This window comes from Thauera butanivorans (assembly GCF_048398245.1).
GTDB classification, from domain to species: domain Bacteria; phylum Pseudomonadota; class Gammaproteobacteria; order Burkholderiales; family Rhodocyclaceae; genus Thauera; species Thauera butanivorans.
Genome location: NZ_CP183038.1, coordinates 3,194,795 through 3,220,963, shown reverse-complemented (window position 1 = coordinate 3,220,963; position 26,169 = coordinate 3,194,795). Strand labels below are relative to the sequence as shown.

General features: G+C 63.0%; 26 protein-coding genes and 6 tRNA genes. 23 read left to right on the top strand and 9 right to left on the bottom strand.

Features of this window, described 5'->3' with window-relative positions; translation table 11 throughout:
• Positions 1 to 40 precede the first annotated feature (40 nt).
• From ACNQFN_RS15655 to ACNQFN_RS15625, 7 genes are all read right to left on the bottom strand, one after another.
• Positions 41 to 982 (bottom strand): DUF5655 domain-containing protein, encoded by a 942-nt coding sequence (locus ACNQFN_RS15655; RefSeq protein WP_418646930.1) that lies wholly within the window; start codon positions 980 to 982, stop codon positions 41 to 43.
• Positions 983 to 1,093: 111 nt separating this feature from the next.
• Positions 1,094 to 1,366, bottom strand: coding sequence for a hypothetical protein (locus ACNQFN_RS15650; RefSeq protein ID WP_418646929.1), 273 nt, complete (start codon positions 1,364 to 1,366; stop codon positions 1,094 to 1,096).
• Positions 1,367 to 1,380: 14 nt separating this feature from the next.
• Positions 1,381 to 2,682, bottom strand: a complete 1,302-nt coding sequence (locus tag ACNQFN_RS15645; protein WP_418646928.1) for a restriction endonuclease subunit S — start codon at positions 2,680 to 2,682, stop codon at positions 1,381 to 1,383.
• Between the two features lie 12 nt (positions 2,683 to 2,694).
• Entirely contained in the window at positions 2,695 to 3,069 is a 375-nt protein-coding gene (locus ACNQFN_RS15640; RefSeq protein ID WP_418646927.1) for a DUF1016 N-terminal domain-containing protein, read from the bottom strand.
• Entirely contained in the window at positions 3,066 to 4,046 is a 981-nt protein-coding gene (locus ACNQFN_RS15635; RefSeq protein ID WP_418646926.1) for an Abi family protein, read from the bottom strand. The genes ACNQFN_RS15640 and ACNQFN_RS15635 overlap by 4 nt, the downstream gene beginning before the upstream one ends.
• 181 nt (positions 4,047 to 4,227) lie before the next feature.
• Positions 4,228 to 5,631, bottom strand: a complete 1,404-nt coding sequence (locus ACNQFN_RS15630; protein ID WP_418646925.1) for an HsdM family class I SAM-dependent methyltransferase — start codon at positions 5,629 to 5,631, stop codon at positions 4,228 to 4,230.
• The gene (locus ACNQFN_RS15625; protein WP_217999678.1) at positions 5,589 to 6,071 is read right to left on the bottom strand and encodes a type I restriction-modification system subunit M N-terminal domain-containing protein; all 483 of its coding nucleotides are present in this window, start codon (positions 6,069 to 6,071) and stop codon (positions 5,589 to 5,591) included. Before ACNQFN_RS15625 ends, ACNQFN_RS15630 begins: the two co-directional genes overlap by 43 nt.
• A 181-nt stretch (positions 6,072 to 6,252) precedes the next feature.
• On the opposite strand from ACNQFN_RS15625, the gene ppk2 reads away from it, so the two are divergent.
• The 8 genes from ppk2 (at position 6,253) to nadE (ending at position 14,071) form a co-directional block, all read left to right on the top strand.
• Positions 6,253 to 7,194, top strand: a complete 942-nt coding sequence (gene ppk2 / locus ACNQFN_RS15620; protein ID WP_418646924.1) for a polyphosphate kinase 2 — start codon at positions 6,253 to 6,255, stop codon at positions 7,192 to 7,194.
• A 324-nt stretch (positions 7,195 to 7,518) separates the two neighbouring features.
• Entirely contained in the window at positions 7,519 to 8,286 is a 768-nt protein-coding gene (locus ACNQFN_RS15615; RefSeq protein WP_068639598.1) for an ABC transporter ATP-binding protein, read from the top strand.
• A gap of 18 nt (positions 8,287 to 8,304) precedes the next feature.
• Complete coding sequence (locus ACNQFN_RS15610) at positions 8,305 to 9,027, top strand: ABC transporter ATP-binding protein (RefSeq protein WP_068639597.1); 723 nt, start codon at positions 8,305 to 8,307, stop codon at positions 9,025 to 9,027.
• Between the two features lie 58 nt (positions 9,028 to 9,085).
• Positions 9,086 to 10,300, top strand: coding sequence for an ABC transporter substrate-binding protein (locus tag ACNQFN_RS15605; RefSeq protein ID WP_068639601.1), 1,215 nt, complete (start codon positions 9,086 to 9,088; stop codon positions 10,298 to 10,300).
• A gap of 71 nt (positions 10,301 to 10,371) precedes the next feature.
• Positions 10,372 to 11,253, top strand: coding sequence for a branched-chain amino acid ABC transporter permease (locus ACNQFN_RS15600; RefSeq protein WP_068639596.1), 882 nt, complete (start codon positions 10,372 to 10,374; stop codon positions 11,251 to 11,253).
• A gap of 34 nt (positions 11,254 to 11,287) precedes the next feature.
• Entirely contained in the window at positions 11,288 to 12,241 is a 954-nt protein-coding gene (locus ACNQFN_RS15595) for a branched-chain amino acid ABC transporter permease (RefSeq protein ID WP_068639595.1), read from the top strand.
• Between the two features lie 267 nt (positions 12,242 to 12,508).
• The gene (locus ACNQFN_RS15590; protein WP_068639594.1) at positions 12,509 to 13,006 is read left to right on the top strand and encodes a MarR family winged helix-turn-helix transcriptional regulator; all 498 of its coding nucleotides are present in this window, start codon (positions 12,509 to 12,511) and stop codon (positions 13,004 to 13,006) included.
• A gap of 273 nt (positions 13,007 to 13,279) precedes the next feature.
• Entirely contained in the window at positions 13,280 to 14,071 is a 792-nt protein-coding gene (gene nadE / locus ACNQFN_RS15585) for an NAD(+) synthase (RefSeq protein ID WP_068637004.1), read from the top strand.
• A 59-nt stretch (positions 14,072 to 14,130) separates the two neighbouring features.
• On the opposite strand, the gene ACNQFN_RS15580 is transcribed toward nadE, so the two are convergent.
• Positions 14,131 to 14,940 (bottom strand): outer membrane protein assembly factor BamD, encoded by an 810-nt coding sequence (locus ACNQFN_RS15580; protein WP_068637005.1) that lies wholly within the window; start codon positions 14,938 to 14,940, stop codon positions 14,131 to 14,133.
• A 13-nt stretch (positions 14,941 to 14,953) separates the two neighbouring features.
• Here ACNQFN_RS15580 and rluD point away from each other — a divergent pair, with 13 nt between their 5' ends.
• Both rluD and pgeF read left to right on the top strand, forming a co-directional pair.
• A complete protein-coding gene (rluD, locus tag ACNQFN_RS15575) occupies positions 14,954 to 15,910 on the top strand; it encodes a 23S rRNA pseudouridine(1911/1915/1917) synthase RluD (protein ID WP_418646923.1) in 957 nt (318 codons plus the stop codon).
• Entirely contained in the window at positions 15,907 to 16,728 is an 822-nt protein-coding gene (gene pgeF, locus ACNQFN_RS15570) for a peptidoglycan editing factor PgeF (RefSeq protein WP_418646922.1), read from the top strand. The genes rluD and pgeF overlap by 4 nt, the downstream gene beginning before the upstream one ends.
• On the opposite strand, the gene ACNQFN_RS15565 is transcribed toward pgeF, so the two are convergent.
• Positions 16,722 to 16,937: a hypothetical protein gene (locus ACNQFN_RS15565; RefSeq protein ID WP_068637007.1), complete on the bottom strand. Its 216-nt coding sequence runs from the start codon at positions 16,935 to 16,937 to the stop codon at positions 16,722 to 16,724. The two genes, pgeF and ACNQFN_RS15565, sit on opposite strands and share 7 nt — an antisense overlap.
• 101 nt (positions 16,938 to 17,038) lie before the next feature.
• On the opposite strand from ACNQFN_RS15565, the gene ACNQFN_RS15560 reads away from it, so the two are divergent.
• The 13 genes from ACNQFN_RS15560 (at position 17,039) to ACNQFN_RS15500 (ending at position 26,012) form a co-directional block, all read left to right on the top strand.
• Positions 17,039 to 18,784 (top strand): PHA/PHB synthase family protein, encoded by a 1,746-nt coding sequence (locus tag ACNQFN_RS15560; RefSeq protein ID WP_418646921.1) that lies wholly within the window; start codon positions 17,039 to 17,041, stop codon positions 18,782 to 18,784.
• A 110-nt stretch (positions 18,785 to 18,894) separates the two neighbouring features.
• The gene (gene phbB / locus ACNQFN_RS15555; RefSeq protein WP_068637009.1) at positions 18,895 to 19,635 is read left to right on the top strand and encodes an acetoacetyl-CoA reductase; all 741 of its coding nucleotides are present in this window, start codon (positions 18,895 to 18,897) and stop codon (positions 19,633 to 19,635) included.
• Positions 19,636 to 19,870: 235 nt separating this feature from the next.
• Positions 19,871 to 20,611, top strand: coding sequence for a beta-ketoacyl-ACP reductase (locus tag ACNQFN_RS15550; RefSeq protein ID WP_068637010.1), 741 nt, complete (start codon positions 19,871 to 19,873; stop codon positions 20,609 to 20,611).
• A gap of 131 nt (positions 20,612 to 20,742) precedes the next feature.
• Positions 20,743 to 21,342: a polyhydroxyalkanoate synthesis repressor PhaR gene (phaR, locus tag ACNQFN_RS15545; protein ID WP_068637011.1), complete on the top strand. Its 600-nt coding sequence runs from the start codon at positions 20,743 to 20,745 to the stop codon at positions 21,340 to 21,342.
• Between the two features lie 63 nt (positions 21,343 to 21,405).
• A complete protein-coding gene (rimO, locus tag ACNQFN_RS15540; RefSeq protein ID WP_068637012.1) occupies positions 21,406 to 22,737 on the top strand; it encodes a 30S ribosomal protein S12 methylthiotransferase RimO in 1,332 nt (443 codons plus the stop codon).
• A gap of 29 nt (positions 22,738 to 22,766) precedes the next feature.
• Positions 22,767 to 23,729, top strand: coding sequence for a patatin-like phospholipase RssA (gene rssA, locus ACNQFN_RS15535; protein WP_068637013.1), 963 nt, complete (start codon positions 22,767 to 22,769; stop codon positions 23,727 to 23,729).
• Between the two features lie 56 nt (positions 23,730 to 23,785).
• Positions 23,786 to 25,210 (top strand): FAD-binding oxidoreductase, encoded by a 1,425-nt coding sequence (locus tag ACNQFN_RS15530; RefSeq protein WP_418646920.1) that lies wholly within the window; start codon positions 23,786 to 23,788, stop codon positions 25,208 to 25,210.
• Positions 25,211 to 25,270: 60 nt separating this feature from the next.
• A tRNA-Ala gene (locus ACNQFN_RS15525) sits at positions 25,271 to 25,346 on the top strand.
• A 30-nt stretch (positions 25,347 to 25,376) separates the two neighbouring features.
• Positions 25,377 to 25,452: transfer RNA gene (locus ACNQFN_RS15520), tRNA-Glu, on the top strand.
• 67 nt (positions 25,453 to 25,519) lie between these two features.
• A tRNA-Asp gene (locus ACNQFN_RS15515) sits at positions 25,520 to 25,596 on the top strand.
• Between the two features lie 90 nt (positions 25,597 to 25,686).
• Positions 25,687 to 25,762 (top strand) — tRNA-Ala (locus ACNQFN_RS15510).
• A gap of 30 nt (positions 25,763 to 25,792) precedes the next feature.
• Positions 25,793 to 25,868 (top strand) — tRNA-Glu (locus ACNQFN_RS15505).
• Between the two features lie 67 nt (positions 25,869 to 25,935).
• Positions 25,936 to 26,012: transfer RNA gene (locus ACNQFN_RS15500), tRNA-Asp, on the top strand.
• The last annotated feature ends 157 nt before the right edge of the window (positions 26,013 to 26,169 follow it).

Below are 26,169 nucleotides of genomic sequence, written 5' to 3'. Positions count from 1 at the left end.
TTCAGTGGATTTCTCGATAACGTGGTGGGCGGACGAAAGCTCATCCCTCTTGGTATGCCCGCTCCAGTAGCGGCTTGGCGCGTTCGAGATCGGCAGCGCTGCGCAGGCACAGTTCCAAGTCGCCTGTGCCCCAATGGCCGATCTGCCGCACGTCGCGGCTGAAGCCTTCTTCCTGCGTCACGGTGTTGGGGTTGAGCTTTAGTATCACCAGCATCTTGTTCGGGTACATCACCACGCTGGCGAAGTTCTTGAGCTTGCGGAAGGCCACGTATTGCTTGAGCTGCTTGTCGGTGACGTCGTCACCCAGCGCGAACACGAAAGAGCGCAGATCGGCGTAGATACCCTGAATCTCCACTGCCGCACCTTCTAGCTGTTCGGCAAAGGTCTTGTCCTTGCTTTGCGGCTTCGGGGTGGCAGAGCCGGTGTCGGTGGAAGAGGGGGGCAAAGGTCTGGCCGTTTCCGGTGCGGATTCAGCCACTGTCTGCGTATTCACCAGCTCCAGCAGCAGCAAGTCCTCGCCGAACAGCTTGTAGCGGATCAACTCGATATTGCGCGGAATCTGCTGTACCGCGTGCTGGTCGTAGCGCGTGAAATCCGCTGCTATGCACAGCAGCCGGGTGCCTGCCCACTCCACGCTATCGGCCACGTCCTTGCCTAGATTTTCCATCACCAACCAGCGGAACTCGGCCTGGTGATCGAGCAGCCAGTCCAGATAGAACAGGCCCTGGTTGATGACGTTCTCGTTACTGTGCCGCTTGTATTCGATGATGACGGGGCAGTTGTTCTCGTCCAGCCCCAGTGAATCGATGCGGCCGCGATGCGTCTTGCCGGTGGCGTATTCTGACGCTAGAAAGCGCACGCCCAAGAAGGTTTCCATCTGGCCTTCAAGCAGTCGTTGCAAATTGCGCTCCAGCGCCGCCGCCGTGGCGGTCAGTTCGGTGGCGGCGTTGTTCTGGAGCCGGAAAAGCTGAATATCGCTCATGCGGAAACCTCTTGAACCAGATTGCGGACGTTGATCTGGTCGGTGACGGCGGCGGTGATGAGGGCGGAGTGATGCTCCATGGTTGCACCCAGAGTCACAGTCTCGTCAGGCCTATAGCCATACAAGCCCTGCCAGTGCATTCAAAGCAACGGCTACCGCTGTCCATATTGCGGCTACCTTATTCAAACGTGCAGAGTCCGCAGTGGCTCGAATCAGCGCAGCCATCCATGCATCCTGTGCCGCCGAGTGGATACCAGGTTCAACTAGCCCATTACGGTCCCAACCAGGGTCAATCTTGACGCGGCTCGCCTTGAACCAGTACCACGCGGCCAACATGCCGGTGGCGATGGCCGCGAAGGTGAGCATATTCCCGAAGTACTTCATTGTTGCGTTTTCCTTTATTTTTCGGTGGCTCTGCGCACATCTATCTGGCCGATGACAGCGGCGGTGATGAGGGCTGAGCGGCGTTCTTTGAGCAGGGCAACGGCACGAATAGCACCAGCCTCTAATTCATTAAGCTTAGTTATTTTCATTTCCAAGAACGATACTATTTGCTTCTGCTCATTCAAATCAGGCGCTGGAATCCGAAGGCGACCTAATTGGTCACAAGTTATTGCGCCTTTTGTACTTCCAGCCCCTTCGCTCTCAATCCGGAGATGATCGTAAGCAGATTCAAGGCAGCGAAGCAAGAAAATAGGGGCTAATTGCTCCATGTTCGGTTTGATGTAGGCCAAATGTTGATTGACGGTTGCTGTAAATTGAAGCTGCGTCGCCATTCCCCGAGTTTTTCCTTGGCCTGTTATTCCGATCAAGATGGCAGGTGGGCTAATTATTGGTAGATGGCATTCACTGAGCGCCTTCTCTGTCACGAACCGTTCTGCTTCAGTGACTTCTTCTTGGTTAACCACTGAACTGTTGAGCCAAGGAAACCCTTCATCTGCCCAGTAATCAGGGTTATCACGATTGGGAGTAGAACCGTTCCCGATTTTTGCAAAAAACTTCAGTGGGCGTACCCCCCAATGCGCCGGCACTTCCCCCAGCCATGCCACGCCGGAATCCTTCATCGGGGCCTTGGGATTGAGCCCCTTGGTGACGGCGTGGGAGATGATGGCCTTGCGCTTTTCGGCCAGCAGGGCAATGAGCTTTTCCTGCTCGGCAATCAGCGCGTCGATCGTGGCGGTTTCGCGGTCGAGGAAAGTGGCGATGGCTCGTTGTTCAACCACTTCCGGAATAGCCAGCATAATATTTTTCATCTCTGAATAGTGCGTACTCCAAAGATCAGCGACTATGCCTTTCCCATATCTATAAAACTCCTCTTGGAATGGCACGCTACGCAAGAGGTGGTGAGCAAACCCAGCATCAAATTCAGCTAATGGACGGAGAACAGTATTGATAAGAGAAACCGAACCATCTTGGGGTGCTGTACCAGAGGAATCTTTGCGATCTGACCGACTATTGATAACAAAATCACCAGCAATAACTTTTTTGCGGTTATCTCCATCGTCAGTCTTTGCTGCCGTTTCCAACTGCGGAACTATGCCGAGCTTTGTGACCGACAGCGGCACGAAGTCCTTATCACTGACCTTTTCTCGGCGCTCTTCAAAAAAATAGCCCAATCGATGAATTACCCAATGCGTCGGCACCGGACCCAGCCATTCCACTCCGCTGTCCTTGTACTTCGAATACCTCGGCAAACTCACGATGTCTCCTCGTCATCCCCCCCGCCGCCTGGCCAGGATGGTGATGTTGTGGGTCCACGGCAATTGTCTCAGCAGTGCTGAGACTTTTTCGTCTCCTCGGTAGGTTTCGTAGAATTTCCGCATGCGGAACAGATTGGGCCGGGTGAAGCCGCGCAGGCCCGGGTGCTCCAGTGCGATACGCCCGGCGAGGCGCTTGACCACGCCATCTCCCCATGCCGCCGCTGCGATCTTGCGGCTGATGATCGAGTCCACCTGCCAGTACAATTCGATCAGCACGGTGTTGACCGCCTGCATGGCCTGCTGGCGTGTGCCGGCGATGAGTCCGAGGATTTCGCCGAAGCCGTCGGCGTCGGCCGCCAAATCCTTCAGATAGCGCGGCAGACTCACGATAGTTTCTCCTTGCGCGCAGCCTTTACGGTCGTGCTCCAGAATGACTCGTTTTCCCAATCGGCAGGGAAGCCCATGTGGGGACGGGAAACCTGAGGGTAGCGGTCGAGCAGTTGTACGAGGCGTTCGGCCCACTGGCTTTCCGGGGAGACCCGTCTCATCAGCGATTCGATGACGACAAGTTGCAGGTAGAGGCGGCGGCGTGGGCTGAGTGTTTGCTTCGGATGCAGGTGAGCGCCCGTCGCGATGTGCTCCGGCACTACCGGCCAATATTCGGGCGGCCGCTTCGGAATCTCAGGACGGCTGCCGAACTCGCGGTTCCATACACGTGAGTGGTGGGCGCAGAGGTTGCGCAGATCGGAGAGGCTGCGGAACCAGGATTTGAGCAAGGTGTAAGGCCAGCCGAAATGCGCCTGAATGCGCTGCGTATCCTGAGGCAGCCGCAGGTTGGCAAAAAGCGTCGAGACCTCCTTGAAGGTGAGCAATTCGACAGCCATCCAGATGGGTGGCTGCGGTGGTGCCGAGCGGTATTTGTTCCGGTAGTGCGCGAGAAAGGCTTCCACATCTCGCGCGCGTGCTTCCGACTCCAGTTTCTCGATCAACCAGTCATGCCGGTAGCGGGAGTCGAACACCGTAGCGGCCAGATAACCATGGGGGCCGTGATGTTCGCCCAAGGTGTTCGCGAGTTGGGTACGCAAGGCAATTTCGAGCCGTTCGATGGCATCGAGCAGGTGTAGACGAAGCTCTCGGTCGAAGATGTACAGGTGGAGCACGTCGGCAAAGCTCGTCCCCGGCAAGAAGGAGTGCTTCTGCTGGTTCGGCAGGTAGAACGGCCGGGTATAGGCCGACAAACGGTAGTAGCTGATGTTGGCCAGATAATGTCTGGCCTGCTGTTCGTCGGGAATGGCGAGCCCGCGCTGGAGCAGAATGCTTAGATGTTCGTCGAGGCTGACGGCGGGTTTGTCGTAGAGACTCATCGGCAACCCCTGGACGTAAAAAACCCGCCAGAGTGTGCATCGTTGAGAGGCATGGCGGGTGTGTTGCCGCGAAGTATACCCGAGAAGTTACCTGAAGGCAATCTCCTTGCTCGAACGGCCGTACCGTTCCGCGAGACGAATTCATCCGTATTTCGATGGCCGGTGGGGATGATGGTCTTGCTCATTCCGCCAACTCCCCCAGCATCCGCATGATGTTGGCCGACACAGCCTTCAGGTCCTCGTCGATCGCATGCAGGCTGCGCGGCGGCTCGAAGACGTAGAAGTGGCGGTTGAACGGGATCTCGTAGCCGACCTTGCTCTTGTCTTCGTCGATCCAGGCGTCGGGCGCGTGCGGCAGCACTTCGCGGCGGAAGTATTCGCCGATGTCTTCGGTCAGCGGCACGTTCTCGGTGTCGCGCAGGGCGCTGTCGGGCTGGGGTTTGCCTTTCTGCTTGCCCTTGAGGCCCAGCACCGCGTTGCCGGCTTCGTCACGCAGCGGGCGTTCGACGGTGAGGGTGGTGTAGCCGAATTCCTCGTTGCGGAAGATGCGTGCGACCGGCACGCGCTTGAGCCGGCCGCCTTCGGGGGCGGTTGGTGGGGTGTCGGACTCGGTGACGAGCCGGGGTTCGCCCACAGGCTGGCCGGCGGCGTCGAATACGGTGATCCATTCGGCTTCGGTGAAGTCGCCGAACAGCCGCGTCACGGTGGCAATATGCGCGTCGCTCATTTCCTTGCGCTTGGAGCCGAGGCTCTTGCGCATCTTCTGCCAGAAGCCGCTGGCGTCGATGAGCTGGACGTAGCCCCTGCGGGCTGCGGGTTTCCTGTTGGACAGAATCCAGACGTAGGTGGCGATGCCGGTGTTGTAGAACATGTCGGTGGGCAGGCCGATGATGGCTTCCACCAGGTCGTTTTCCAGCACGTAGCGGCGGATTTCGCTTTCGCCGCTGCCGGCGCCGCCGGTGAATAGCGGCGAACCGTTGAGCACGATGCCGAAGCGGCTGCCGCCGTCCTGCGCCGGACGCATCTTGGACAGCAGGTGCATCAGGAACAGCATCGAGCCGTCGGACACACGCGGCAGGCCAGGGCCGAAGCGGCCGTCGAAGCCTTTCTGCTCGTGTTCCTGGCGCACGGCTTTCTCGACTTTCTTCCATTCCACGCCGAAGGGCGGGTTGGACAGCATGTAGTCGAATTTGCGCCGGGCGTGGCCGTCGTCGCTGAGGGTATTGCCGGCGACGATGTTGGCCACGTCCTGGCCCTTGATCAGCATGTCGGCCTTGCAGATGGCGTAGGACTCATCGTTGAGTTCCTGCCCGTACATCGTCAGCCGCGCCTGCGGGTTGTGCTGCTGCAAATGTTCGCTGGCTACCGACAGCATGCCGCCGGTGCCCGCGGTGGGGTCGTAGATGGTGCGCACCACGGCGTTGCCGGGGGTGAGCACGTCGTCGTCCTCGATGAACAGCAGGTTCACCATCAAGCGGATGACTTCGCGGGGGGTTAAATGCTCGCAGGCGGTTTCGTTGGAGATTTCGGCGAACTTGCGGATCAGTTCCTCGAACACCAGGCCCATGCTGGCGTTGTCGACCACTTCGGGGTGGAGGTCGATGTTGGCGAACTTCTCGGTGACGAGGTAGAGCAGGTTGGCCTTGGCCAGGCGCTCGACCTGGGTGTGGAAGTCGAAGCGCTCGGAGATGTCGCGTGCCGCCGGCGAGAAGGTCTGGATATAGAGGCGTAGAGATTCTGGCGGATGTGGTCTTGGTCGCCGAGCAGTTTGCCCAGATCCAGCGGCGAGGTGTTGTAAAAGCTCTGGCCCGCCTTGCGTAGCAGGAAGGGGTCGGGGTTCAGGCCGGCACGGATCTTGGCCGCGAACTCGGCCAGTACCGCGGGTTTGGTGGCTTCGAGCACGCAGTCCAGCCGCCGCAGCACGGTGAAGGGTAGGATGACGCGGCCGTATTCGCTTTGCTTGTAGTCGCCGCGCAGCAGGTCGGCGACGGACCAGATGAAGGATGACAGGGTTTGGTGGTTCATGCGGTTTCGGGTGTCTTGAGCATTCCGGCTACGTATTTGATGGGCATGGGCCGGAGTAAGGGTTTTCTTGCTGCTGATTTTACGGGGGTTCTGGCGGTAGGGCAGACGGGGCTACGTCACACAACCGACACAATCGGCTTGTAGCCTGATGTCTTCCCGTAAACGGACACTTTGGCCAGCCATGGAAGACCGCAGCGATTTCAACCGCAACGAACAAGTCCTTCGCAGCATCGGGCTCGACGTCATCGACAGCTACGACGAGGAACTCGAGCAGGAAATCGACGACATGCGCCTGGGTGACGCCAGCGTGCTCGAAGCCCTGGGCATCGACGACGATGCGCCCGAGGGCGAGTTGGGCCGGCGGACCTATTTTCGTGAGTTGCTGCGTCTGCAGGGCGAATTGGTCAAGCTGCAGGACTGGGTGCAGCGCAGCGGGGAAAAGGTGGTCGTGATCTTCGAAGGCCGCGATTCGGCCGGCAAGGGCGGCGTCATCAAGCGCATCACCCAGCGCCTGAATCCGCGCGTGTGCCGGGTTGCCGCGCTGCCCGCGCCCAACGACCGCGAGCGCACGCAATGGTATTTCCAGCGCTACGTGACGCACTTGCCTGCGGGCGGCGAGATCGTGCTGTTCGACCGCAGCTGGTACAACCGTGCCGGCGTCGAGAGGGTGATGGGTTTCTGCGACGAGGATCAGTACGAGGAGTTCTTCCGTTCGGTGCCGGAGTTCGAGCGCATGCTGGTACGCTCGGGCATCCGCCTGATCAAGTACTGGTTCTCGATCACCGACGACGAGCAGGAAGCGCGCTTCCTCGCCCGCATCCACGACCCGCTGAAGCAGTGGAAGCTGAGCCCGATGGACGTGGAGTCGCGCCGCCGCTGGGAGGCCTACACCAAGGCCAAGGAGGTCATGCTGGAACGCACCCACATCCCCGAGGCGCCGTGGTGGGTGGTGCAGGCGGTGGACAAGAAGAAGGCGCGGCTGAACTGCATCAGCCATCTGCTGGGGCAGATTCCCTACGAGGCCATCCCGTATCCCGAGGTCAGGCTGCCGCCGCGCGTCTATAACCCCGACTACATCCGCAATCCCGTGCCCGACGACATGTATGTGCCGGAGCGCTACTGACGCGCGTTCGGGCTGCGATGCTCGAAACCATGGCGCCTTGCTGATGTTCATCGTCAGCAAGGCGCGTTGCTTTTGTGGAGCCCTGTTTCGACGGTGGCGGCCGACGGACAAAAATCGGGAAACGATAAACAGGGACTGATCTGTTCAGACCGTCCAGGGAGGCGCTGCAGTCCGGTGCGGGAGGTGCGCAATCGGGGTAAACGATGCTTGTCCGGAACGATGGCTGACGGAAAATTGCCGGACTATAAAAAAAAGATATAAGCTGATGCGCAAGAACCATCACGCCTCCGCGACACCCGCGGCGGCAGCCTTCCGGAACGGAACATGAGCGAGTTCATCCTCGAAACGAGCGGTCTGACGAAGGAGTTCAAGGGCTTCGTCGCCGTGTCGAATGTCGACCTGAAAGTGCAGAAGGGACATATCCACGCCTTGATCGGCCCCAATGGCGCGGGCAAGACCACGGTCTTCAATCTGCTGACCAAGTTCCTGCCGCCGACTTCGGGCACCATCCGCTTCGAGGGCCAGGACATCACCCGCGAGGCGCCGGTCGCCACCGCCCGGCGCGGCATGGTGCGCTCGTTCCAGATCTCGGCGACCTTCCCCAACCTGACGGTGCTCGAGAACGTGCGCATCGGCCTGCAGCGCTCGCTGGGCACCGAGTTCCACTTCTGGCGTTCGAAGAAGTCGCTCAGCGTGCTCGACGATCGGGCGATGGAACTGCTCGAATCGGTCGACCTCGCCGGCTTCGCCGACACGGTCACGGCCGAGATGCCCTACGGCCGCAAGCGTGCGCTGGAGATCGCCACCACGCTGGCGCTCGAGCCCAAGATGATGCTGCTCGACGAACCCACCCAGGGCATGGGCAGCGAGGACATCGCGCGCGTGGTGGAGCTGATCCGCAAGGTGTCGGCCAACCGGACCATCCTGATGGTGGAGCACAACCTGTCGGTGGTCGCCAACCTGTGTGACCGCATCACCGTGCTCACCCGCGGCAGCATCCTGGCCGAAGGGCCTTATGCCGAGGTGTCGAAGAACCCGAAGGTGCTCGAAGCCTACGTCGGCTCCGACGACATCAACGACGCCCACCACTGATCCGTTGCGAACGCAGACATGACCAGCGCTTTCCATCCCCACCCCGAAATGCTGCGGATTCACGATCTGCATGCCTTCTACGGCGAATCGCACATCCTGCACGGCATCGACCTGCAGGTGGCGCGCGGCGAATGCGTGACCCTGCTCGGGCGCAACGGCTCGGGCCGGTCGACAACGCTGAAGTCCATCCTCGGCCTGGTCGGACGCCGCAGCGGCTCGATCATGGTCAATGGCAAGGAAGTCATTGCCGAGCCGACGCATCGCATGGCGCGCTACGGCGTCGGCTACGTGCCCGAGGAGCGGGCGATCTTTTCTTCGCTGTCGTGCGAGGAAAACCTGATGCTGCCGCCGCAGGTGGCCAGCGGCGGCATGTCGGTGGACGAGATCTACAGCATGTTCCCCAACCTGCTCGAGCGCCGCAACAGCCCGGGCACCAAGCTGTCGGGCGGCGAGCAGCAGATGCTGGCGATGGCGCGGGTGCTGCGCACCGGGGCCAAGTTGCTGCTGCTCGACGAGATCACCGAAGGGTTGGCGCCGGTCATCGTCAAGAAGCTGGGCGAAGTCATCGTCGAGCTGAAGTCCCGTGGCTTCACCATCGTGCTGGTCGAGCAGAACTTCCGCTTCGCCGCGCCGCTGGCCGACCGCCACTACGTGCTCGAGCACGGGGAAATCATCGCCACCATCAGCGCCGAGGAACTGCCTGGCCGCATGGACTGGCTGCACCAGACGCTTGGGGTCTGAGCGGGATGCCGCACAGCCCTGCGTATCACAACCGAGAAGGAAGAGACGGGAGATCATGATGCAGATGAAGAAGCTGACGACCCTGGCCTGCGCGGCCGCCTTTGCAACGCTGTCCGGTGCCGCGAGTGCGCAGATTTCCGGCAACACGGTGAAGATCGCCGTGCTGACCGACATGTCGGGCACTTACTCCGACGTGGCCGGGCCGGGCGCGGTGCTCGCCACCCAGATGGCGATCGACGACTTCATCGCCGAGGCCAAGCCGGCGTTCAAGGTCGAGATGGTGTCCGCCGACCACCAGAACAAGGCCGACATCGCATCGAACAGGGCGCGCCAGTGGTTCGAGCGCGACGGCGTCGACACCGTGACCGAGCTGGTGACGACTTCCACTGCGCTGGCTGTGATGAAGATCGCCAAGGAAATGGACCGCATCGCGCTGATGAGCGGCCCGGCGTCCACGCCGATCACCAACGAGCAGTGCAACGACCGCACCGTGCATTACACCTACGACACCTATTCGCTGGCCAACGGTACGGCCAAGGCGGTGACGCAGCAGGGCGGCAAGAACTGGTTCTTCCTGACCGCCGACTACGCCTTCGGCCAGTCGCTGGAAAAGGATTCGTCGGCAGTCGTCGTCGCCAACGGCGGCAAGGTGCTGGGTTCGGTGCGCCATCCCTTCCCGGCGTCGGATTTCTCGTCTTTCCTGCTGCAGGCGCAGGCTTCGGGCGCGCAGATCATCGGCCTCGCCAACGCCGGTGCCGACACCACCAATGCGATCAAGCAGGCCGCCGAATTCGGCATCACGCCGAAGCAGCAACTGGCCGGGCTGCTGATGTTCATCTCCGACGTGCATTCGCTGGGTTTGCAGAACGCCCAGACCATGTACCTGACCACCGGCTTCTACTGGGATTTCGACGATGACACCCGGGCCTGGTCGAAGCGCTTCTTCGACAAGCACAAGAAGATGCCGACGATGGTGCAGGCGGGCCAGTACTCGTCGGTGCTGCACTACCTGCGCGCGGTCAATGCCGTCGGCTCGGACGACGCGGGCAAGGTGATGGAGCAGATGAAGAAGACGCCGATCAACGATTTCTTCGCCAAGAACGGCCGCATCCGCGAGGATGGCCGCATGGTGCATGACATGTATCTGGCGCAGGTCAAGACGCCGGACGAGTCGAAGGGGCCGTGGGACTACTACCACATCCGCGCGACGATTCCGGCCGAGGAAGCCTTCCTGCCCTTGTCCGAATCGGTCTGCCCGCTGGTTAAGAAGTGATCTGATCGCGGAAAGAACCGCACTTCGCTGCGCACCGGAACGGCTTGGCCGTTCCGGTGCGGGAGTCTCGTATGGAAATATTCGGTGTCCCCAGCGCGCTGCTCGGCAGCCAGTTGCTCGTCGGGCTGATCAACGGCTCGTTCTACGCCATCCTCAGCCTCGGCCTGGCGATCATCTTCGGCCTGCTCAACATCATCAACTTCGCCCACGGCGCGCAGTACATGATGGGGGCGTTCGTCGCCTGGATCGCGCTGACCAAGTTCGGCGTCAATTACTGGGTGGCGCTGTTGCTGTCGCCGATCATCATCGGCGCCCTGGGCGTGGTGATCGAGCGCACGATGCTGCGCAAGCTGTACAAGCTGGACCATCTCTACGGCCTGTTGCTGACCTTCGGCCTGGCGCTGATCTTCGAAGGCCTGTTCCGCGACCAGTACGGCATCTCCGGCCAGTCCTATCCGGTGCCTGAACTGCTGCAAGGGGGCATCAACCTCGGCTTCATGTTCCTGCCGATCTATCGCGGCTGGGTCGTGGTGGCGGCGCTGACGGTGTGCTTCGGCACCTGGTTCGTCATCGAGAAGACCAAGCTCGGCGCCTACCTGCGCGCCGGTACCGAGAACCCGCAGATCGTGCAGGCGCTCGGCATCAACGTGCCGCTGCTGATCACCTTCACCTACGGCTTCGGCGTCGCGCTGGCGGCATTTGCCGGCGTGCTGGCGGCGCCGGTCTATCAGGTGAATCCGCTGATGGGCGCGAACCTGATCATCGTCGTCTTCGCCGTGGTGGTGATCGGCGGCATGGGCTCGATCATGGGGTCGATCCTGACCGGCCTCGGCCTCGGCCTGATCGAAGGCCTGACGCGGGTGTTCTACCCCGAGGCCTCGGCGGTGGTGGTGTTCGTGATCATGGTGATCGTGCTGCTGGTGCGGCCGGCCGGCCTGTTCGGCAAGGCTTGAGCGAACAGGGAAAGAGACAGGGGAAAAGAGACAGATGAACAACACGAACTCGATGTTCGCCCGCGCCACGCCGTTGCTGTTCGGCGTGCTGTTCGTGATCGGGCTGGTTGCGCCGTTCGCGATGTATCCGACCTTCCTGATGAAGATCCTCTGCTTCGGCCTGTTCGCCTGCGCGTTCAACCTGCTGCTGGGCTTCGTCGGCCTGCTGTCCTTCGGCCACGCGGCCTTTCTTGGCAGCGCGGGCTACATCTGCGGCATGCTGGTGCGCGACCTCGGTGTGACGCCGGAAGTCGGCGTCATCGGCGGCACGCTGGCGGCAGGAGCACTGGGCTGGGTGTTCGGCGTGCTGGCGATCCGGCGCACCGGCATCTATTTCGCCATGATCACGCTGGCGCTGTCGCAGATGGTGTATTTCTTCGTGCTGCAGTGGAAGGCGACCGGCGGCGAGGACGGCCTGCAGGGCGTGCCGCGCGGCCACCTGTTCGGCATCATCGACCTGTCGAACAACATCGCCATGTATTACTTCGTGTTTGCGGTGTTCTGCATCGGCTTCGCGATCATCTACCGCGCCATCCATTCGCCCTTCGGCCAGATCCTGAAGGCGATCCGCGAGAACGAGCCGCGCGCGGTGTCGCTCGGCTACGACGTGGCCAAGTTCAAGCTGCTGGCCTTCGTGCTGTCGGCCTCGCTCGCCGGCCTGGCCGGCGCGACCAAGACCCTGGTGTTCCAGCTCGCGTCGCTGACCGACGTGCATTGGCACATGTCGGGTGAGGTGGTGCTGATGACCCTGCTCGGCGGCCTGGGCACCATCCTGGGCCCCTTGGTCGGCGCGGCCACCATCGTCTCGCTGCAGACCGAGCTGGCCGATTCGGTGGGCTCGTGGGTGACCGTCATCATGGGTGTGATCTTCGTCGTCTGCGTGCTGCTGTTCCGCCGCGGCATCGTCGGCGAGCTGCAGGCGCTGATCCAGCGCGCGGGTATCCGCTGATCGGTTTTCCCGGCTGGAACAAGCCACGCTGATATCGACGATGAGCGGGGCGGCTGCGTCATGCAGCCGCCCCGCTCATCGTTTACCCCGGGCCATGCGCGTCGGCGCGACGGCGAGCTTCAGGCGAGCCGAAATGGGCATGTGTGTGGAGATGCGACATCCTCGCCTGCGGAAGGCGGACGATATCGCTACCATGCGAGGCGCGAGTGGTCGCGAAGTAGTTTTGACAATACTGATTCAGGCAAATATAGTTGGAGCAAGATTCAAATGGCGGAAACGCAGCAACACAAGACAAGGAAGCCCGCGACCCCGCTGTCGGTTCTTCAGCGTTTCAGGGTTCTCATCCGCACCGCCCAGCGGCATTCCCAGTGGATCGAGCGCCAGAGCGGAGTGACCGGGGCGCAATTGTGGGTCTTGCAGGAACTGATCGAATCGCCGGGTTTGCGCGTTGGGGAACTGGCCAAGCGGATGGCGCTGCATCAGTCGACCGCGTCCAACATGGTGGATCGCCTCGAAACCAGCGGCCTGATCCGCAAGGAGCGCACCAGCGCCGACCAGCGCGTGGTGAGGCTGTACCTGACCGACGAGGGCGAGGCCATGCTCGGGCGGGCGCCGTCACCGGCGAGAGGGGTGCTGGTCGAAGGGCTTCGCCTGCTCGATGAAGAAGAACTGCAGCGCCTGCAGAACGAGCTGGACGGGCTCCTGTTGCAGATTCGCGATCTGGACGAAGGTTTCGGTATGCAGCCCCTGCCGTTTACCGAATGAGTTTCACTGTGTCGAGGTGCCGTCTGGCGCCACGGATGCAGACAGCAGCTTGAGCGGCCTTCGGGCCGCTCTTTTTTGTGCGCCGCCGTCCCAAGGCAAAAAGCGCCCCCGCAGGGGCTGCGGTCTTCGCAGCGGTGGAGCGTGGCGCTCTTCTGCTGCCCATCCGGCCCTCCGTCCTGCCTGGCGGGTGCCGGAAGCGGATTCGTGCTTTCCAGGCGGCCGGGAGTGGCAGTATATTGCTGCCGTGCACAATCCTATCGACGGGGATGAATCATGCAGACGACGGCTGTCATCGACCATATCGTCCGGTGGCTGAGGGACTACGCTGTAAAGGCCGGTGTGAACGGCTTCGTGGTGGGCGTGTCCGGCGGCATCGATTCCGCTGTGGTTTCCACGCTGGCCGCGAGGACCGGGCTGCAGACACTGGTGCTGGAAATGCCGATTCGCCAGAAGCCGGACCAGGTCAGTCGTGCCCAGGAACACATCGGCCAACTGAGAGAGCGTTTCAGCAATGTGGAAGAGCAGTGGGTCGACCTGAGTGCCACGTTCGATGCCTTCGTCCGCGCCGTCGGCATCGACGATGAGAGCCAGCCGCATACGCATCTGGCGCTGGCCAACGCCCGCAGCCGGCTGCGCATGATCGCGCTGTATTACCACGCCCAGCAGCATGGTTTGCTGGTGGCCGGCACCGGCAACAAGGTGGAGGATTTCGGCGTCGGCTTCTTCACCAAGTATGGTGATGGCGGCGTGGATATCAGCCCGATCGCCGATTTGCTCAAGACCCAGGTCTATGAACTGGCCAGGGCGCTGGACGTACCGCAGAGCATCCAGGAGGCGCCGCCGACCGACGGCTTGTGGGATACCGACAGGACCGACGAAGAGCAGATGGGCGCCAGCTACCCCGAGCTGGAATGGGCGATGTCGGTGTACGACAAGCACCGCGCCGAGGATTTCGACGGCCGCGAACGGGAAGTGTTCGAGATTTACCACCGCCTGCACCGTGCCATGCAGCACAAGATCAATCCGATTCCGGTGTGCGCCATTCCGCCGGAGCTGCTGCGCTGAGCTGAAAGAAACGGCGGCCAGCCGCAGCAGCGCTGCTGGCCTTCAGCCGGCCGCAGGGCTCACCAGAGCTGCCACCACGGCTTGTCGCTCTCGGGGCCGCCGGAGAAATAGACGCTGTCGGGGAAGTTGGTGCGCATCACCCGGTCGGCGTCGTCACGCAGCTGGGTCATGCCGAGCGCATCGTAGCTCTTGACCAGCAGGAACAGCGCTTCTTCGTTGACGGGCGCCTGCGGGAAATTGGCCACCGCCGTCTGGGCGCGGTTGATCGCGGCGACGTAGGCGCCACGGTTGTAGTAGTAGCGCGCGACGTGGACTTCGTGTGCCGCGAGCGAATTGATCAGGTACTGCATGCGCGCCCGGGAGTCGTCCGCATAGCGGCTTTCCGGGAAGCGGGTGACGAGGTCGCGGAAGCTCTCGAAGGCTTCGTGCGCGCCCTTGGGATCGCGTTCGGACAGATCCTGGCGCGACAGGCCGGCGAGCAGGCCGAGGTCTTCGTTGAAATTAACCAGGCCCTTCAGGTAGTAGACATAGTCCACGTTGGGGTGGTTGGGGTGAAGCTTGATGAAGCGGTCCGCCGCGGCCAGTGCCAGTGCCTGCTCGCCCTGCTTGTAATACGCGTAGGCGACTTCGATCTGGGCCTGCTGTGCGTAACGGCCATAGGGATAGCGCGCTTCGAGTTTTTCGAACATCTGGATGGCGCGATCGTAGGCGCCCTCGGACATCGAGGTCTTGGCTTCGGAATAGAGCCGCTGTGCGTTCCAGCCGGTCGTCTCGTCGATCTGCTCGGGCAGCAGACCGCAGCCGCCGAGCATCAGCGCGCCGATCAGCGCCGCTTTTCCCGCTACACTTCCAAGGGTGAACCTGGCCATCGAAAAAACTCGCGTGAATGAACGCGTCGATTATATAGCAGCGGACGAGTCGAGCCCGTTCGCGGTGCAGACGATTCCTGTCGACCTGGCGGGGCTGCGGCTGGACCAGGCGCTCGCCCGGCTTTTCCCCGAGCATTCCCGCAGCCGCCTGCAGGCCTGGCTGAAGGAGGGGCGCATCCGTGTCGATGGTGCGTCGCCCGATGCACGCAGCAAGGTGCATGGCGGCGAGTGCGTCGAACTCGACCCCGCGCCCGCTCCGGCACCGGGGAGCGAACAGCCCGAGGACATTCCGCTGCAGGTGGTGTTCGAAGACGCGCACCTGCTGGTGATCGACAAGCCTGCCGGGCTGGTGGTGCATCCGGGCAGCGGCAACTGGAGCGGAACCCTGCTCAACGCCTTGCTGCATCATGCCCCGGCGGTGGCGGAGGTGCCGCGCGCCGGCATCGTGCATCGGCTGGACAAGGACACCAGTGGCTTGCTGGTGGTGGCGAAGACGCTGCAGGCCCAGACCGATCTGGTCCGCCAGTTGCAGGCACGTACGGTGAAGCGGCATTACTGGGCCTTGGTGCAGGGGGTGTTGCGTTCCGGAGGGAGCGTCGACGCGCCGATCGGGCGACATCCCGCTCAGCGGACGCGCATGGCGGTGGTCGGCAACGGACGCCCGGCGCTGACCCATTACGTGGTGGCCGAGCGTTTCGCGAAAACGACCTTGGTGGAGTGCCGGCTCGAAACGGGGCGCACGCACCAGATCCGGGTTCATATGGCACACATCGGCCACGCGCTGGTGGGCGATCCGGTCTATGGGGGGCGGCGCTTGCCCGACCCGGCATGTGAAGGTTTTGCCCGCCAGGCCCTGCATGCCTTCCGGCTCGGCCTGTTGCATCCGGCCAGCGGCGAGTTCATGCAGTGGGAAGTGCCGATGGCAGCCGATTTCGCCGCGCTGCTGCAGCGCGTGAGGGCAGGGACATGAGCAGCGCATCGGACGGAACCGTCGCCGGCGTGATCCGGCCCGACTGGACCACGCCGGCGAACGTGCGGGCCTTGCTGACCACACGCCTCGGTGGCTGCAGTCGGCCGCCATATGACGGCTTCAACCTCGGCGAGCATGTCGGCGACGAGCCGCAGGCGGTTGCGCGCAATCGGGCGATGCTGAGGGAATTGCTGCCGGCCGAGCCCTTATGGCTGTCGCAGGTGCATGGTTGCGCGGTGGCCGACGCGGACATGCCGGTGGCGGGTGTGCCGGCCGCCGATGCGGCGGTGGCGCGCGAGCCGGGGCGGGTTTGCGTCGTCATGACGGCCGACTGCCTGCCGGTGCTGTTCTGCGACGACGACGGTTCGGTGGTGGCGGCAGCCCACGCAGGCTGGCGAGGCCTGGCGGGCGGCGTGCTCGAGGCCACGATCGCGAAGATGGCGGTTCCGCCCGCTCGCCTGCGGGCGTGGCTGGGACCGGCGATCGGGCCCGGCAGCTTCGAGGTCGGCGACGAAGTGCGTGAGGTCTTCGTCGCCGCGGATCCGGGTGCTGGGCGGGCCTTCGTGCCGACGCCGGCGCCGGGGAAGTGGCTGGCGGACCTGTTCATGCTGGCGCGCAGACGCCTGCAGGCGGCGGGCGTCGGGCGCATCGAAGGCGGCGGCGTGTGCACGGTGAAGGACGCCGAACGTTTCTACTCATACCGCCGGGACCGGCGCACCGGGCGTTTTGCCTCCATCGTCTGGCTGGAGCCGGCGGCGCAGGTTGCCTCGCGGGGAAGGGAAGAACGGTGCGAGTGCGAAAAGCGTGCAGGCTATTGATCGGCGTCCGATTCGGCTCTATCGTTGAGCCCTCTCGATTCCCGCTCGCGCTGGCGGCGCCGCCGCGTCGGCGTTCCGAACAGCCAGAAGAACAACGCCATTGGAGCAAGACCGAAAAAAATGAAGGTCAACACGCCCCCCACGACCGTGTTTTCGGTAATGCTTGCCAGCAGCGCGACATAAAGCCAGGCGATTGCGATAAGGTACATGGCGCCATTCTACAGCCCGGTCCGGCCGGGGTAGTCGGGCGCTGACAACAAGGCAAACCCGGGCGCAGGCATGCTGTTGCCCGTGGATAGAGGAGATGAGAATGTCGGATTCCGCAGGCAGTCAGTCGACGGCAGGCATGCAGGCGATGCTGGCCGCTGGCCAGGCCATGGCGCAGAACTTCTTCGATGCGCTGGCGCGCCAGCAGGTTGCGATGCAGGATTCTTCGGGTGTCGCAGTACCCAAGCTGCCGATGCCGGAGTCCGCTGAAATGGCGCGCATGCAGCAGGCGTTCGCCGAGAAGCATGTGGCGCTGTGGTCGTCGATGCTTGCGCGCAAGCCTGGCGGAGAAGCCACGCCGGTGGTGCAGCCCGAACCGGGCGATCGCCGCTTCACCGCGCCGGAATGGTCCGAGAGCCCGGTTTTCGATTACGTCCGCCAGGCCTATCTGCTGAACGCCGGTTTCCTCAAGGAGATGGCCGAGGCGCTGCCGATCGCGGACGGGCGCGCGAAGTCGCGCATCCAGTTCCTGACCCGCCAGTACATCGAGGCGCTGGCGCCGACCAATTTCGCCGCGACCAACCCCGAGTTCATCAAGACCGCGATCGAGACCAAGGGCGAGAGCATCGCGCAAGGCGTTCGCAACATGCTCGGCGATCTCGAGAAAGGCCGCATCTCGATGACCGACGATGCCGCCTTCGAGGTCGGGCGCAATCTTGCGCTGACGCCCGGAGCGGTGATCTTCGAAAACGAGTTGATGCAGCTGATCCAGTACGCTCCGCTGACCGAGAAGGTCGCGCAGGTGCCGCTGCTGATCATCCCGCCGTGTATCAACAAGTTCTACATCATGGATCTCCAGCCGGAGAACTCGCTGGTGCGCTTCATCATCGAGCAGGGTTTCACGGTGTTCCTGGTGTCGTGGAAGAATCCGCGTCCGGAGTCCGGCGGCCATCATACCTGGGACGACTACCTCGACAAGGGGCCGCTGACGGCGCTCGAGGTGGTGCGTGCGGTGACGCGGGTCAAGAAGCCGAACGTGCTCGGGTTCTGCGTCGGTGGCACCTTGCTCACCTCGGCGCTGGCGGTTGCGCGTGCCAGGGGGGAAGAGCCGGTCGCCAGCCTGACCTTGATGACGACCCTGCTCGATTTCGCCGATGCCGGCGAGATCGGCTGCCTGGTCGATGAAGCGAGCGTCACGGCTCGCGAAGCGACGATCGGCAAGGGCGGAGTGCTGCGCGGCCAGGAACTGGCCAACGTGTTCTCGTCGCTGCGCGCGAACGACCTGATCTGGCAGTATGTCGTCGGCAACTACCTGAAGGGCAAGACGCCTCAGGCTTTCGACCTGCTGTACTGGAATTCCGATTCGACCAATCTGCCCGGCCCCTTCCTGGCCTGGTACCTGCGCAACATGTATCTCGAGAACAACCTGCGCGTGCCCGGCAAGCTCAAGATGCTGGGCGAGAAGATCGATCTCGCGAAGGTGGACATGCCGGCCTATCTGATGGCCGCGCGCGAGGATCACATCGTGCCGTGGAAGAGCGCCTATCTGGCGCGCAACCTGCTCGGCGGCGATACCACCTACGTGCTCGGGGCCAGCGGCCACATCGCCGGCGCGATCAATCCGGCCTCCAAGAACCGCCGCAGCTACTGGACTTCCGATGCCCGCCCGACCGATCCGGACGAGTGGCTGGAGCAGGCCGGCGAGCAGAAGGGCAGCTGGTGGTTGCACTGGATCGAATGGCTGAGGCAGCATGGCGGCAAGCAGGTCGCCGCGCGTGGCCGCCTGGGCAGCACCAAGTACGAGCCGATCGAACCCGCGCCGGGACGCTACGTGAAGGAGCGCGCCTGAGCGGCGGAAGGCTGATCGATCAACGGGACCGCAGTGAGTGGGGAGGGCGCTGCCCGGTCCATGTTCCACCCGCCCCGATAAGAAACCCCATCAAGGGAGAGGAGAAATTCATGTCGAGAGTTGCACTGGTCACTGGTGGCATGGGCGGTCTGGGCGAGGCGATCTGCATCAAGCTCGCAGCTTTGGGCTACAAGGTCGTTACTACGCATTCGCCTGGCAACAGCAAGGCGGCCGATTGGCTGCAGACGATGAACAACATGGGCTATGGCTTCAAGGCCTATCCTTGTGACGTCGCGGATTTCGATTCCGCAAGGGCCTGCGTCGAGCAGGTGACGGCGGAAGTCGGTCCGGTGGATGTGCTGGTCAACAATGCCGGCATCACCCGCGACATGACCTTCAAGAAGATGAGCAAGGCCGACTGGGATGCGGTCATCAGCACGAACCTCGATTCGGTGTTCAACATGACCAAGCAGGTCATGGACGGCATGGTCGAGCGCAAGTGGGGCCGCGTCATCAACGTGTCGTCGGTCAATGGCCAGAAAGGCGCTTTCGGCCAGACCAACTATGCGGCTGCCAAGGCTGGCATGCACGGCTTCACCAAGGCGCTGGCACTCGAAGTGGCGCGCAACGGCGTGACGGTCAACACGATCTCGCCGGGTTACATCGGCACCAAGATGGTGATGGCGATTCCGCAGGAGATTCTCGACTCGAAGATCCTGCCGCAGATTCCCGTGTCCCGTCTGGGCAAACCGGAAGAGATCGCCGGCCTGGTCGCCTACCTGTCTTCGGAAGAGGCTGCGTTCGTGACCGGTGCCAACATCTCCATCAACGGCGGCCAGCACATGTTCTGATCCGCATCTGCGGCCCTGTGCGTACAGGCGGCATGCCCCCGAAAGGGGCATGCCGCTTTTTTTGGTGCGTGTCCCATTGCTCCGCGTATTGCGTTGCAGCAAAAATGGCCGGCAGTAGATATAATGCAGGAGCAAAGCAGCTGATGCGCTGCCGCAAGAACGCCGAGGGGGGCCGTCCGGATCGTGTTTCGTGATGGTTTCTCGGTCACGCAAACAGATCCAGAAGGATTTCAAGATGTCGCAGAAAATCGCTCTCGTCACCGGCGCCATGGGTGGTCTCGGCACCGCGATTTGTCAATCGCTGGCCAAGGAAGGCATGAAGGTCGTCGCGAACTGCCTGCCCAATTTCGACCAGAAGGAAGCCTGGCTCGCTGCTCAGCGCGACCTGGGCTTCGATTTCGTCGCTGCGGAAGGCGACGTTTCCAACTATGAATCCTGCGCCGGAATGGTCGCCAAGATCGAAGCCGAAGTCGGCCCGATCGACGTGCTGGTCAACAACGCCGGCATCACCCGCGACAAGTTCTTCCCGAAGATGGAGAAGAGCCAGTGGGATGCGGTGATCAACACCAACCTCAACAGCCTGTTCAACGTCACCCACCACGTGTCCGCCAAGATGGCCGAGCGCGGCTGGGGCCGCATCGTCAACATCTCGTCGGTCAATGGCGTCAAGGGCCAGGCCGGCCAGACCAACTATTCCACCGCCAAGGCCGGCGTGCTGGGCTTCACCAAGGCGCTGGCGGCCGAGCTGGCCACCAAGGGCGTGACGGTCAATGCGATCGCGCCGGGCTACATCGGTACCGACATGGTGATGGCCATCCGCGAGGACATCCGCCAGGGCATCATCGACACCGTGCCGATGAAGCGCCTGGGCCGTCCGGACGAAATCGGCGACCTGTGCGCCTACCTGGCGTCCGACAAGGCCGGCTACATCACCGGCGCCACCATCAACATCAACGGTGGCCTGCACATGTGCTGATGCTGCACCGTGCCATGCGCGAAATCACGGAACCCCGTCGGAAGGCGGGGTTCCGTTTTCGCAGCGCGATATAATCAGATTAGACATTCAAGACCAAAGAGCGGAGTGGCCACCGCCGAGGAGATGGGGAAATGCCCGAGCAGTCGCGCCTGATCAAGAAGTACCCGAACCGCCGTCTGTACGATACCCGCACCAGTTCGTACATCACGCTTGCCGACGTCAAGGAGCTCGTCCTCAATCACGAGGAGTTCCTGGTCGTGGACGCCAAGACCAACGAGGATCTGACACGCAGCATCCTGCTGCAGATCATTCTGGAAGAGGAGGCGGGCGGGGCGCCGATGTTCACCAGCGACCTGCTGGCGCACATGATCCGCTTCTATGGCAACGCCATGCAGGGCATGATGGGGAAGTACCTCGAGAACAACATCAAGGCCTTCACCGACATGCAGGGCAAGCTGCAGGAGCAGGCACGCTCCATCTACGGCGAGAACAGCCCCGTCGGCCAGGATCTCTGGGCCCAGTTCCTCAGCTTCCAGGGGCCGGCGCTGCAGAGCATGATGGGTGCCTACGTCGACCAGTCCAAGAAGATGTTCGAGCAGATGCAGGAACAGCTCGAAAGCCAGACGCGCAACATGTTCACCGGTTTCAAGTTTCCGAACTACGGCGTGCAGAGCGACGAAACCCCATCCGCCACCCGGCCGTCCTCCGACAAGAGCGGCTCGAACAGATAAAGACAAGCCTGCGCAGGCTTGCCGTCCCGGGCAGCCGCGCCGACCCCGACAGGCCAATCAAGCATGACCATTTTCAAGACCCCGGACCTGCCGCGTGTCGGCTTCGTATCCCTCGGCTGCCCGAAGGCGACCGTCGATTCCGAGCACATCCTGACCCGGCTGCGGGCCGAAGGCTACGCGATCACCGGCACTTATGACGACGCCGATCTCGTCGTCGTCAATACCTGTGGCTTCATCGACGCTGCGGTCGAGGAATCGCTCGACGCCATCGGCGAAGCCCTGAACGAGAACGGCAAGGTCATCGTCACCGGCTGTCTGGGGGCGAAGGACGATGTGGTGCTGGCCGCCCATCCCCAGGTGCTGGCGGTGACCGGCCCGCATGCAACCGAAGAGGTCATGCACGCGGTACACAAGCACCTGCCCAAGCCGCACGACCCCTTCACCGATCTGGTGCCGCCGCAAGGCATCCGCCTGACGCCGCAGCACTACGCCTACCTGAAGATTTCCGAAGGCTGCAACCACCGCTGCACCTTCTGCATCATCCCGTCGATGCGCGGCGATCTCGTCAGCCGCCCGATCCATGAAGTGATGCGCGAGGCCGAAGCGCTCGCCGCTGCCGGCGTCAAGGAGATCCTGGTGATCTCGCAGGACACCTCGGCCTACGGCGTCGACGTCAAGTATCGCACCGGCTTCTGGGGCGGCAAGCCGCTCAAGACCAGGCTCTACGATCTCGCCAGGGCACTGGGCGAGCTCGGCATCTGGATCCGCATGCACTACGTGTACCCCTACCCGAGCGTCGACGAGCTGATTCCGCTGATGGCCGAAGGCAGGATCCTGCCTTACCTCGACGTGCCCTTCCAGCACGCCAGCCCGCGCATCCTGAAGGCGATGAAGCGCCCGGCCAATGCCGAGAACGTGCTCGAGCGCGTGCGCAAATGGCGCAGCATCTGCCCGGAGCTGACGATCCGCTCGACCTTCATCACCGGCTTCCCGGGCGAGACCGAGGAAGACTTCGAGATGCTGCTGAACTTCCTCGAGGAAGCACAGCTCGATCGCGTCGGTGCCTTCGCCTATTCCCCGGTGGAAGGGGCGGCAGCCAATGAACTGGAAGGCGCGGTGCCGGACGAGGTGCGCGAGGAGCGTCGGGCGCGCCTGATGGACTTCCAGGAGGACATCTCCACCCAGCGCCTCGAAGCGCGGATCGGCCGCGAGATGACGGTGCTGGTCGACGACATTGACGAGGAAGGTGCGCTGGCCAGGTCGCCCGGGGATGCGCCCGAGATCGACGGCCTGGTGATCATCCCGGATGCCGAAGGCCTCGCGACGGGCGACTTCGTCCGCGTGCGGATCACCGATTGCGATGTCCACGATCTCTACGCTGAGCGGCTCGACTGATGTTGCGGCCGGCGTCAGGATGATCCGCCATGGATGAGCCTGATCCGCGGGCGCCGGCCAAGCCGCGCGTCAAGCCGCTCCACCGGCACGAGCCGGTCATCGGCCTTGCGCTGGGCAGCGGCGCGGCGCGCGGATGGGCGCATCTCGGCGTGCTGCGGGCGCTGGCGGAGGAGGGCGTCCAGCCCCGGATCATCTGCGGTTGCTCGATCGGCGCCTTCGTCGGCGCTGCCGCAGCGTCGGGCGATCTCGACAAGCTCACCCAATGGGCGGAAACGCTCAAGTGGCAGGACGTGGTCTCCCTGCTCGACGTGTCGCTGCGCGGCGGGCTGATCAAGGGCGACAAGCTCATCGGTTTCTTCGAGCGCAACTTCGTCGACCGTGATTTTTCCGATCTGGAAACCCGCTTCGCCTGCGTTGCCACCGAGCTGACGAGCGGGCGCGAAATCTGGCTGCAGGAAGGCAGCGTTTCCGCGGCAGTACGCGCCTCGATCGCCTTGCCGGGATTGATGACACCGGTGATGCACGAAGGGCGCATGCTGGTCGATGGCGGCCTGGTCAATCCCGTGCCGGTGTCGCTGTGCCGGGCGATGGGGGCAGACATCGTGATCGCCGTCGATCTCGGCTCGGACATGGTGGGCCGTGCTTTCCAGCGTGCCGCGATCGAGCCGGCACCGTCGGAAGAAACCGAAGCGGGCTGGAGCGAACGCCTGCTGTCGCGATTCGGCTTCGGCAATGGCAATGGTAACGGCAGCGGCGAGGAAGCGGCGCCGTCGCTGATATCGGTCATCAGTTCGAGCATCAACATCATGCAGGTGCGGATTGCGCGCAGCCGCCTGGCGGGGGAACCGGCGGACGTCATGATCTCGCCGCGCGTCGGCCAGCTCGGGCTGATGGACTACCACCGTGCAGCGGAAGCGCTGGCCGAAGGCGAAGCGGCAGTGATGCGCATGCGGCCCCTGCTGCGCTACGTATTGGGCCGCGACGCCGATTGAACACCGCCGGATGACGGCAGCCTCGTCCGCGCGGAACGCTGAGCAGGAGTTTGGGCATGGATGAGTTCATTCAGGAACTGCAGCGGATCGTCGGCGACCGCCATGTGCTCACCGATGCCGAAGACACCGCTGCCTGCCTCGTCGACTGGCGTGGCCGCTACAAGGGTGCGGCACGTGCCGTGGTGCTGCCGGCGACGACGCAGGAGCTTGCCGCGGTGGTACGCCTGTGCGCCGCGGCGTGCGTGCCGATGGTTCCGCAGGGCGGCAATACCGGCTTGTGCGGCGGCGCGACGCCATTGAACGACGGGCGTGCGGTGGTGCTGAGCCTGAGGCGGCTCGATCGCATCCGCGCCATCGATGCCGACAACGATACCGTCACTGTGGAGGCGGGCTGCACCCTGATGAGCGTGCAGCAGGCTGCCGCCGCAGCGGATCGGCTGTTCCCGCTGTCGCTCGCGTCCGAGGGAAGCTGCACGATCGGAGGCAATCTGTCGACCAACGCCGGCGGCGTGCAGGTCCTGCGCTACGGCAACATGCGTGAACTCGTGCTCGGGCTCGAGGTCGTGCTGCCCGATGGTCGCATCTGGGATGGTCTGCGTGGCTTGCGCAAGGACAACACCGGCTACGATCTGAAGCAGCTCTTCGTCGGTGCGGAAGGGACGCTGGGCCTGATCACTGCCGCGGTGTTGAAGCTCTTTCCGGCGATACGCAGCCGCTCGACGGCCTGGATCGCGGCGCCGGACCCGCAGGCGGCGGTCGGCCTGCTCGGCTTGATGCGTGATGTCTGCGGCGACCGGGTGACGGCTTTCGAACTGGTCGGCCGCAGCGCGCTCGAACTGGTGCTGGCGCATATCCCGGGCACGCGGGCGCCGCTGCCGTCCGAAGTGGAGTGGAGCGTGCTGCTCGAACTGTCGGACAGTGCCGATGTGCCCCTCGATGAGCTGCTCGCCCGGGCGCTTGCGCTGGCCGTCGAACGGGGGTTGGCGATCGATGGCGTGATCGCGGGCAGCCTCGCGCAGGCACATGCCTTGTGGGCCTTGCGCGAGAACATCTCTGAGGCCCAGCGGATCGAAGGCTTCAGCATCAAGCACGATGTCTCCGTGCCGGTGAGCCGCATCCCGGCGTTCCTCGAACGCGCCCGCATCGCCCTGCAGGCCGTCTGGCCCGATGTGCGCATCGTCGCTTTCGGCCATATCGGCGACGGCAACCTGCACTACAATCTGTCGCAACCCCAGGCGGTCGACAATCAGGAGTTCATGTCCCGGACGTCCGAAGCGAACCGGATCGTGCACGATCTCGTCGCCGAACTCGGCGGCTCCATTTCGGCGGAACACGGACTGGGGCAGCTCAAGCGCGAGCTGCTGCCGCGCTACAAGGCGCCGCTGGAGATCGACATGATGAGGGCGGTCAAGCAGGCTTTCGACCCGGGTGGCTTGATGAATCCGGGAAAGGTGCTGCCACCTGAAGAAAAGAAGGCTTGAAGCTGAAATTGGTGTTTACAGACCGAAATCTGCATCCTATAATTCGCGCTCTTCGGTGACGGGGGTATAGCTCAGCTGGGAGAGCGCTTGCATGGCATGCAAGAGGTCAGCGGTTCGATCCCGCTTACCTCCACCAAACGAAGTAGAGTGGTTTTGCAGCACCGCAGTCCCCATCGTCTAGAGGCCTAGGACACCGCCCTTTCACGGCGATAACCGGGGTTCGAATCCCCGTGGGGACGCCATACAAGGCGTTCCAGCCCGAGTGGCTGGAAGGCAGGGCCGGCAGGAATGCCGGTTGCAGGTCAGTGCGGAGTGGTAGTTCAGTCGGTTAGAATACCGGCCTGTCACGCCGGGGGTCGCGGGTTCGAGTCCCGTCCACTCCGCCAGTTTCATTCGGGCCATGCTCGAGCAAGGTTTTCAAAGGCCGAAAATCTTGCGAAGAGCGCCAGTGGTTGCTATAATCGCCGGCTCGTTGTGGGGGTATAGCTCAGCTGGGAGAGCGCTTGCATGGCATGCAAGAGGTCAGCGGTTCGATCCCGCTTACCTCCACCAAACGAAGTAGAGTAGTTTTGCAGCACCGCAGTCCCCATCGTCTAGAGGCCTAGGACACCGCCCTTTCACGGCGATAACCGGGGTTCGAATCCCCGTGGGGACGCCATACAAGGCGTTCCAGCCCGAGTGGCTGGAAGGCAGGGCCGGCAGGAATGCCGGTTGCAGGTCAGTGCGGAGTGGTAGTTCAGTCGGTTAGAATACCGGCCTGTCACGCCGGGGGTCGCGGGTTCGAGTCCCGTCCACTCCGCCATCTCATGTCGTCAAAAAAGGGCTGCACACGCTGTGCAGCCCTTTTTTGTGCCCATTGCACGCCGTTCCGGCGCAACGAAGCCCGTAAAGAAGAAGGCGCAGCTCCGCAGTGCTTTCGCGATCGGCCGGACCTGGTGTCCTGGTGACGTCTTCGCCTC